Source organism: Methyloceanibacter sp., from assembly GCF_035650995.1.
Taxonomy (GTDB): Bacteria; Pseudomonadota; Alphaproteobacteria; order Rhizobiales; family Methyloligellaceae; genus Methyloceanibacter.
In genome coordinates, this window is the sequence record NZ_DASRGO010000104.1 from 1 (window position 1) to 7,149 (window position 7,149).

Sequence of the window (7,149 nt, forward strand, 5' to 3'; positions counted from 1 at the left end):
CGCCCCTCGATCTCGTCCTTGGCGATCTCGCCGGCGAGGATCTTGTAGGCGGGCAGGTAGCGCTGTTTCGAGCTCGGCGTGAATTTCATCCACATCTGGCCGTTGGCCTCGGTCGGAACCTCGTAGTCGCCGACCTTGACCGCGACGATGCCGGTCTTCTCGCCGAAGGATTTCTCGCCGCTCGCGCCCGAGGACTTGACGATGAAGGTCGAAGCGCCTTGCGCCAGGCGCAGCAGGTCGGCGGCAAGCGATGGATAAAGCTTGTCGCCGATCCTGACGACCATCGGCATGCGGCGGATGATCTGATCGTGATCGGGGATCCAGTTCAGCGCTCCGGTGCCTTGCGCTTTGTCCTCCAGCTCCGGGAGACTCGCGGCGGCGCCCGGATAGAAGGGGGCGAAGAGGAGGGGATCGTCGCCGCCATGGGCGAAGCCCGCCTTGGTTTCGGGCTGCGACGTACCCTCGGGCGTGGAGATGAAACCAAGCACTACCGGACCCTTGGCGATCGCCTCGGCGAACACCTGATCGTTCGAGGGGAGCTTCGCGATCTCTTCCTTGAGGCTCGTCAGCGCTTCTGACTCAGGCCAGTAGCGGAGGGCGTTGGCGGGAGAGAGGCGATCGGGCTCGGGAAACGCCATGTCGAAGCCGATGGCTGCGGCGCCGTCGGCAACGAGCTTGTCGACGAGGTTGGCCAGGATTGTTCGCGGCCACGGCCATTGCCCCACCTCCTTCAGCGATTCCTCGTCGATGTCGACGATGCGCACCGGCAGGCTCGGATCGAAGGTGCGCGGGCTCAGGCGCTGATAAGCGTCGAATACGAGTGACCTCAGCCTCGCGACCGGGCTCGGGTCCCAAGCTCTTAGGGCAAGAGCGGCGAAGATCACCGCGCCCATGATAAGCGCATAGAGAAGACGAGGACCCATCCCGTTGCTTTGCTTTGCGTTTCCGCCCGTCTCAAGGCGCCATAAGCGCGAAACGCCAGAACCTAGCCAAAGGCGCTTCCTCACTCCAGTGTCATCTTGGCCTCGTGGCAAAAGGCCGAAGTAGACGGAGCCCGCTGGGGATCGCCTGCGCGGCGAACACGGCCGTTCGCCCGCCCGCGTTACCGGCCTTTAATTTGACCTTGAGGCTGTCAGCGCACAATGAACGTTAGGTCTCCGAGCGGCGTCCCCGCTCCTCCGATATGCTATGGTTCGAGCCTTCCGAGATGGCACAAGGGACAGCCTTGCGATCCACTGCGATCATAGACCGCCTCGCGACGCGGCTCGCTTTCGCTTGGCTGTGCAGCCTTTCGCTCGCGTTACTCCTCGTGAATGGGAGTAGCGGCGCAGTGGCGGGCACGCTCCGCGTTTGCGCCGATCCCGACAACATGCCGTTCTCCAACGAAAAGGGCGAGGGCTTCGAGAACAAGCTCGCCGAGCTGATCGCGGCCAAACTCGATGTCACCGTCGACTACACGTGGTTCTCGGAATCGAGCGGCTACGTTCCGAACGTGGTTGGCAAGGAGGCCTGCGACCTCGTCATGGGCTACGCACAAGGGACGGGACTGATCGCCGACTCCAACCCCTATTATTACACCTCCTATGCGCTGATTTACCGGCAGGACGATCTCGGCCTTGCGGGCCTCGACCGTCTCTCCGATCCGCGGCTGAAGGGAAAGCGCATCGGCCTGTTCGCGCGGACACCGCCGGCCAGTCTTCTTGCCCTCTACGGCCTGGCGGCTGACGCCAAGCCGTTCGAGATCAACGCGGGCGAAAGCGCGTCCAAAGCGGCGGAAGCGGTCATCGAGGAGATCGCGACAGGCAAGCTCGATGCCGGCATCCTGTGGGGGCCGGTCGGAGGCTATTACGCGCAGCGCTCCGCGGTCCCGCTGACGGTTGTGCCTCTCGTCAAGGAGACCGCGGGGCCGGGGCTGGTCTATGGCATCACGCTTGGTCTTCGCCCGAACGACCCCCAGTGGAAACACCAGGTCAACAAGGTGATCGCCGAGAACGAGCGTGCGATCGACGATATTCTCCAGGGCTACAACGTGCCGGTGCTCGACGCCGAGGGCCATTCGATCGCGCCCTCTGACGCCGAGCGCTAGGTCAGCCGCATCTCACATTTTGCACTTGCTGTCGGGCTCGTCGATGCCGAGCGTGTCCACCTCGATATCGGGATGCGCGGCATGGGGGAAGCCGCGCTGCGGCGACATCGAGACCGGGACCTTGTCGGTCGCGATTAGAATGGGTTGACGGAACTGGCCGTCCCACGGCCGGTATTGCTGCTTGATGCCCTTGAACGGCGCAAGCTGAAGGTCGGGGCCGTGGATGAAGGCCGCGACGGTGGCAAAATCGGCGCCGTGGTTCCGCGTCACGGCCTCGCCCACGGTGCGGGCGGCGACATAGGCCTGATAGTCGATCGGCAACATCAGGCGCTTGTAGTCCTTCTCGAAATGATTGTTGGCCTGGGTCGCGCCCCATTTCTCGTGGCCCGGGCTCCAGGTCGTGGCGACGAGCCCTGTGGTTCCGGCGACCGGCCTCGGATCGGCCCCGCCGCGATAGGGCATGTAAGGCCCGAACAGCTGATCTTCGTCGGCGACGATGATGACCTGATAGTCCGGCCCGGCGAAGTCTGCGTCATTGCTCGCCTGCTTGCCAGGCGGAATGGACCCCACGTCGTCGCGCCTGCCGCCGGAGGTATCCTTGTATTCGCGCACGTCGACGAGCGTGGCGCCGAAGCGCTGCGCGGCGCGCTTGATCGCGTCGGCATAGGCGAGGTCGCCGGGCGTCGACCCGTAGACGAGCAGCCAGTTGGTCCATTTCTGCAGCACGAGGTATTGGGCAAGCGCATCCGCCAGCATGTAGCGGTCGGGCACCACATGCATGATGTTCTTGCGGCAGTCCTCCTGCCTCAAGGACACGTCGGTGGCGCGGATGTTGAACAGGAGCGCGTCCTTGTCCTTGGCGAAGTCCGACAGCTTGAGCAGGGTCTCGGCGGACGCATCGACGATGAAGTAGTGGTGCCCGCTCTCGATCATCTTGCCCAAGGCTTCGACGGCCTTGTCGGGCGAAGCGACGGTCGCCGCGTCGAGCGAATAGAGATCACCGACGAACTTGCCGCCGGCATTGTTTTCGTCAATCGCCATCTTGGCGCCGGCGATGCCGGCATCGATGGGCTCGACATCGAGACGGGATGCGGGCCGAGGATGCTCGACCACCTCCCGGATATAGCCGATGGGTACCGGGGTGAGCTGGGGCGATTGCGGGATCTCGACCGACACTCCCCCCGGCTTGTCGCTCTGCGGCGCGTCCTCGGCGCTTGCCAGGCTTACCGACACGCCCGCGAGACAGAATGAAACGAGAAAGACGCATGCCCGGGAAAAACAGCGGCCGATGTCTTTGAATTGCATCGCGAAGCCTAGAGGCGCGGGAGCCCGCGCCGGTTATCGAGGAGCAGGGAACGTCATGGTAGCGATAAAAAAATAGGCATTGCAAGGTGGAAATCCCGGCGGGAACATCTGGCAAGAACAGTTGCAAGGACGCGACAGCGCCCACTCATCCCGCGCAGTCGTTGTGCGGTTGCCGGCCGGCGTTTCCTTGGGGAAAGACGCCGGTTTTCATCAAATCCTGCCGGACAAACGAAACGGCCTCGCTTATCGTCGGAGCATGGAGTTCTCGATCAAATCCTGCGTCAGTTTCGGCTGGGAGACGTTCAAGAAGCGCCCGTGGTTCTTCATCGGCGCGACCGTCGTCGTCGCCATCGTCTATGCGGTGATCGGCGCGCTCACGAGCGCCATCGATGCATTGCAAGGCGGCTCCACCGAGGACCCGACGCTGCTCGGCTCGCTCGCCGATTTCCTGCTGAGCACGCTCATCAGCATGGGGGTGACGGCGTTCTACCTGGCCGCGCACGACAATCCCGAGACGGTCGATCTGAACGCGCTCTGGCATCCTAAGCCGTTCTGGAACTATCTCGCCGCTTCGATCCTGCTTGGCCTCGTCATCGTCGCAGGCTTCATCCTGCTCATCATTCCCGGGATCATCTTCGCGCTGATGTTCATGTTCACCACCTTCATCGTCGTCGACCGCGAGGCCGGTCCGATCGACGCAATGAAGAGCAGCAAGGGCATAACGCGCGGCTACAAGTGGCAGCTCCTGGGGTTCGGCTTGGTGCTGATGCTGATCAATATCGTCGGCGCGATCGCTCTCCTTGTGGGTCTGCTCGTGACCGTGCCGGTGACCTCGCTCGCCTTTACCCACGCTTATCGCGTGTTGCAGGCGCGCGCCGGCGCGGCCCCTGCGCTCAAGGCCGACGCAACTCTCTAAGCGAAGGGCGAGGCCTACTCGGCGGGGACGAGCGGGTTCTGCGCGACCTTGGCGGCCTCGGCCGCATTGCGCGGATTGCGGTAGACGAAGGGCTTGGGCCGCTCAGCCGCCTCGGCGCGGGCGAGTGCCGCCATCTCGCCGTGATAGGGCGAGAGCGCGCAAGCCGGATCGGTGTTGGCGGCATCGCCGGTGATGGCCATGGCTTGGCAGCGGCAGCCGCCCCAATCGATTTCCCGGAAGGCGCAGGAGCGGCAGGGCTCCTTCATCCATTCGGTGCCGCGGAAGGCGTTGAAAGCCTTGCCGTTGAGCCAGATGTCGAGCAGCGGGCGGTCGAGCACGTTGTCGAACTCAAGCCCCTTGATGGTCTCGGCCGCGTGGCAAGGGAGCACCTTGCCTGCCGGGGTGATGTTCATGAAGCCCTTGCCCCAGCCGCCCATGCAGGGCTTCGGGCGCTTGGCGTAATAATCGGGCACGACCATGTCGATGGTGAGCACACCCTTGAGCCGCTCGCGCTCGCGCTCGACGAACTCGATCGACTTCACCGTCTGCTCGTAGGTCGGGATAAGCGCGGCCCGGTTCAGATAGGCCCAGCCGTAATATTGCACGTGCGCCACTTCGAGGCGCTGGGCGCCGAGCTTGACCGAGAGGTCGATATAGCGGCCGACATTCTCGATGTTGTGGCGATGAATGGGAGCATTGACGGTCAGCGGCAGGCCGAGCTCCTTCACCCAGCGGGCCACGTCGAGCTTCTTCTGGGTGGCCCCGGGATAGGCGCCGATCCGCTCGGCGTTCTCGGCATCGACGTCCTGGAAGGAGATCTGCACGTGGTCGAGGCCGCGTTTGGCGAGGTCCTCGAGCCGCGCCCGGTTGAGCGTGACGGCGGCGGTGATCAGGTTGGTGTAGAGGCCAGACTCCGAAGCAGCCGAAACGATCTCCTCGAGGTCCTTGCGTGCGGTCGGCTCGCCGCCGGAGAGGTGCACTTGCAGGATGCCCATTTCGCCCGCTTGGCGCATGACCGAGACCCACGCCTCGGTCGAAAGCTCCTTGTTGACCCGCTCAAGCTCGATCGGGTTCGAGCAGTAGGGGCATTGCAACGGGCAGCGATGGGTCAGCTCGGCGAGGAGGCCGACCGGCGCGCGCGCGCATAGCGCCGCGGTCGCATTCGTGGTGCCGACCACGCCCTCGGTGGGCTCGTCGTCGACGGTGACGGACTGGCAGTGTCCGTTGCCCTTAAGCTCTTCGCTCATCCCTTTACGTATCCCTTGTCAGCGAGGCCCTGGAGGAGATCGATCACATCGGCGCGGATCACGTCCGCCGGCGCCGAGTATTCCTTGACCAGAGCCTCGACGATGTCGTCCACGGTTCTTTTGCCGTCGCACAGCTTGAGCACGGCGACGGCGGTCTGGTCCGGCGTCAGAACCCGCTCCGGCGCCAGCAACACCCACCGGTCGCGCCCCGCGTCGAAGCGGAGCTTGAGATAGGCGGGCAAATGGGGCCGCGTTTCACGGCCGACGATGAGACGCTCGGGCGAGGCGTCGTTCATTGCGCTTTATCCGGGACGAAGGCGCCGGGCGGAATGAGGCCCGGGTCGACATAGGCGAGGTAAAGCGCATCGAGTTGCGCCCAAAGAACGTTGCACTTGAACCTGAGCGCATCGAGGGCGCCCTGTTGCGCCTCCGGCGTGCGGGCGTTCCGCTTCACGTATTCGAGGGCGAAATTGGCGTCGTCGGGTGCCTGGGTCAGGCGCCGCTTGAAATAGGCCATCACCTTGTCGCTGATGAAGTCATAGTTCTCGAGCATGCCCGAAATGCGCTCTTTGTGGATCTTGGGCGCGAACAGCTCGGTGAGCGAGGAAGCGACCGCCTCGACCAGGGTCTTCTCCCGCACGAAATTGACATAAGCCTCGACGGCGAAGCGCGTCTCGGGCAGCGCGCCCTTCATCGAGATGACGTAATCGCGGTCGAGGCCGAGCCCGTCGGTCAGGACGAGCCAGCGCTCGATGCCGCCTTCCTCCTCGCCGAAGCCGTCGTGGTCCATGATGCGGTGGATCCAGTCGCGCCTGAGCTGGCGGTCGTGGCAACGGCTCATCAGCGCCGCGTCCTTGCGCGGCACGGCCGACTGGTAGCAATAGCGATTGAGCGCCCAGGCTTGGACCTGGCCCTTGTCGAGCTTCCCGCCATGCAGCAGTTTATGGAAGGGATGCTTGTCGTGATAGCGCTCGGCACCGATGGCGCGAAGCTCTTGCTCCAGCTCCTCGGGACTCATGATCTTGGTCACGGACGTTACCTCTTGTCCTTTCCGAGCGGGCGGCGCTTGGCGTGGCGGCTCTTGGAGACGCCGCCTTGATTGGCATCAGCGGCCCGGCAGGCCTCTACAATAAACGAAGACCTCGGCAACCGGAACGTCGGGCCTAATTCGACACTTGCCAGTTAGTGCGGGCGGATGAGAGTTGCATGAGCCTCGCATGAACGCTGCCTCTACGGCTCATTAAGAAATTCTGAAAGGGTGGCCGGCCGGAAAGCACGAACGGCGACCCAGGCCTTCGCCGGATCGCCGTTCGCTTCGGTTCCGAGATGAGAAGGGCGGATTAAGCGCGATCCAGCTCGGCCGGCAGGTAGCTCGTCACTTCCATGCCGGACTCCGTCTCCTCGATCGTCGGCTTGTGCCACTCACGCATAACAGGCTCTCCTTCGCGAGTTTAGGCCAAGCTTGGCCGGTCGGGCCGGCGTTTTGCGAACCCGGATTTTCGGCCGACCGGCTCTGCAGCTTCACCATGATTGCCGCCCGTGATAATTTCAAATCGTATTTCCTTATAGGAAGGATAAGGGCATCTTATCGTCAT

General features: G+C 63.7%; 8 protein-coding genes. 2 read left to right on the forward strand and 6 right to left on the reverse strand.

Annotated features, from left to right (window positions below):
- Positions 1-923 (reverse strand): CHASE2 domain-containing protein (locus tag VFB18_RS07945; protein WP_324973254.1); only part of this gene is annotated, 923 nt, incomplete at its 3' end.
- Positions 924-1,330: 407 nt separating this feature from the next.
- Here VFB18_RS07945 and VFB18_RS07950 point away from each other — a divergent pair.
- Entirely contained in the window at positions 1,331-2,086 is a 756-nt protein-coding gene (locus VFB18_RS07950) for a quinoprotein dehydrogenase-associated putative ABC transporter substrate-binding protein (RefSeq protein WP_324973257.1), read from the forward strand.
- A gap of 12 nt (positions 2,087-2,098) precedes the next feature.
- Here the strand turns inward: VFB18_RS07950 and VFB18_RS07955 are convergent, their stop codons facing one another.
- The gene (locus VFB18_RS07955; RefSeq protein WP_324973260.1) at positions 2,099-3,391 is read right to left on the reverse strand and encodes an ABC transporter substrate-binding protein; all 1,293 of its coding nucleotides are present in this window, start codon (positions 3,389-3,391) and stop codon (positions 2,099-2,101) included.
- A 256-nt stretch (positions 3,392-3,647) separates the two neighbouring features.
- On the opposite strand from VFB18_RS07955, the gene VFB18_RS07960 reads away from it, so the two are divergent.
- Entirely contained in the window at positions 3,648-4,307 is a 660-nt protein-coding gene (locus VFB18_RS07960; RefSeq protein WP_324973263.1) for a hypothetical protein, read from the forward strand.
- A 14-nt stretch (positions 4,308-4,321) separates the two neighbouring features.
- Here VFB18_RS07960 and pqqE read toward each other — a convergent pair whose 3' ends face one another.
- The 4 genes from pqqE to pqqA form a co-directional block, all read right to left on the reverse strand.
- Complete coding sequence (pqqE, locus tag VFB18_RS07965) at positions 4,322-5,554, reverse strand: pyrroloquinoline quinone biosynthesis protein PqqE (protein WP_324973266.1); 1,233 nt, start codon at positions 5,552-5,554, stop codon at positions 4,322-4,324.
- Positions 5,551-5,850 (reverse strand): pyrroloquinoline quinone biosynthesis peptide chaperone PqqD, encoded by a 300-nt coding sequence (gene pqqD, locus VFB18_RS07970; protein ID WP_324973269.1) that lies wholly within the window; start codon positions 5,848-5,850, stop codon positions 5,551-5,553. The genes pqqE and pqqD overlap by 4 nt, the downstream gene beginning before the upstream one ends.
- Positions 5,847-6,572, reverse strand: a complete 726-nt coding sequence (gene pqqC / locus VFB18_RS07975; protein WP_324973274.1) for a pyrroloquinoline-quinone synthase PqqC — start codon at positions 6,570-6,572, stop codon at positions 5,847-5,849. Before pqqC ends, pqqD begins: the two co-directional genes overlap by 4 nt.
- A gap of 322 nt (positions 6,573-6,894) precedes the next feature.
- A complete protein-coding gene (pqqA, locus tag VFB18_RS07980) occupies positions 6,895-6,984 on the reverse strand; it encodes a pyrroloquinoline quinone precursor peptide PqqA (RefSeq protein ID WP_069624483.1) in 90 nt (29 codons plus the stop codon).
- Positions 6,985-7,149 lie beyond the last annotated feature (165 nt).

Excerpts from the sequence above, each read along its gene's own strand:
- VFB18_RS07955 (WP_324973260.1), bottom strand. The coding sequence starts at position 3,391 with ATGCAATTCAAAGACATCGGCCGCTGTTTTTCCCGGGCATGCGTCTTT.
- VFB18_RS07960 (WP_324973263.1), top strand. The coding sequence starts at position 3,648 with ATGGAGTTCTCGATCAAATCCTGCGTCAGTTTCGGCTGGGAGACGTTC.
- pqqE (WP_324973266.1), bottom strand. The coding sequence starts at position 5,554 with ATGAGCGAAGAGCTTAAGGGCAACGGACACTGCCAGTCCGTCACCGTC.
- pqqD (WP_324973269.1), bottom strand. The coding sequence starts at position 5,850 with ATGAACGACGCCTCGCCCGAGCGTCTCATCGTCGGCCGTGAAACGCGG.
- pqqC (WP_324973274.1), bottom strand. The coding sequence starts at position 6,572 with ATGAGTCCCGAGGAGCTGGAGCAAGAGCTTCGCGCCATCGGTGCCGAG.
- pqqA (WP_069624483.1), bottom strand. The coding sequence starts at position 6,984 with ATGCGTGAGTGGCACAAGCCGACGATCGAGGAGACGGAGTCCGGCATG.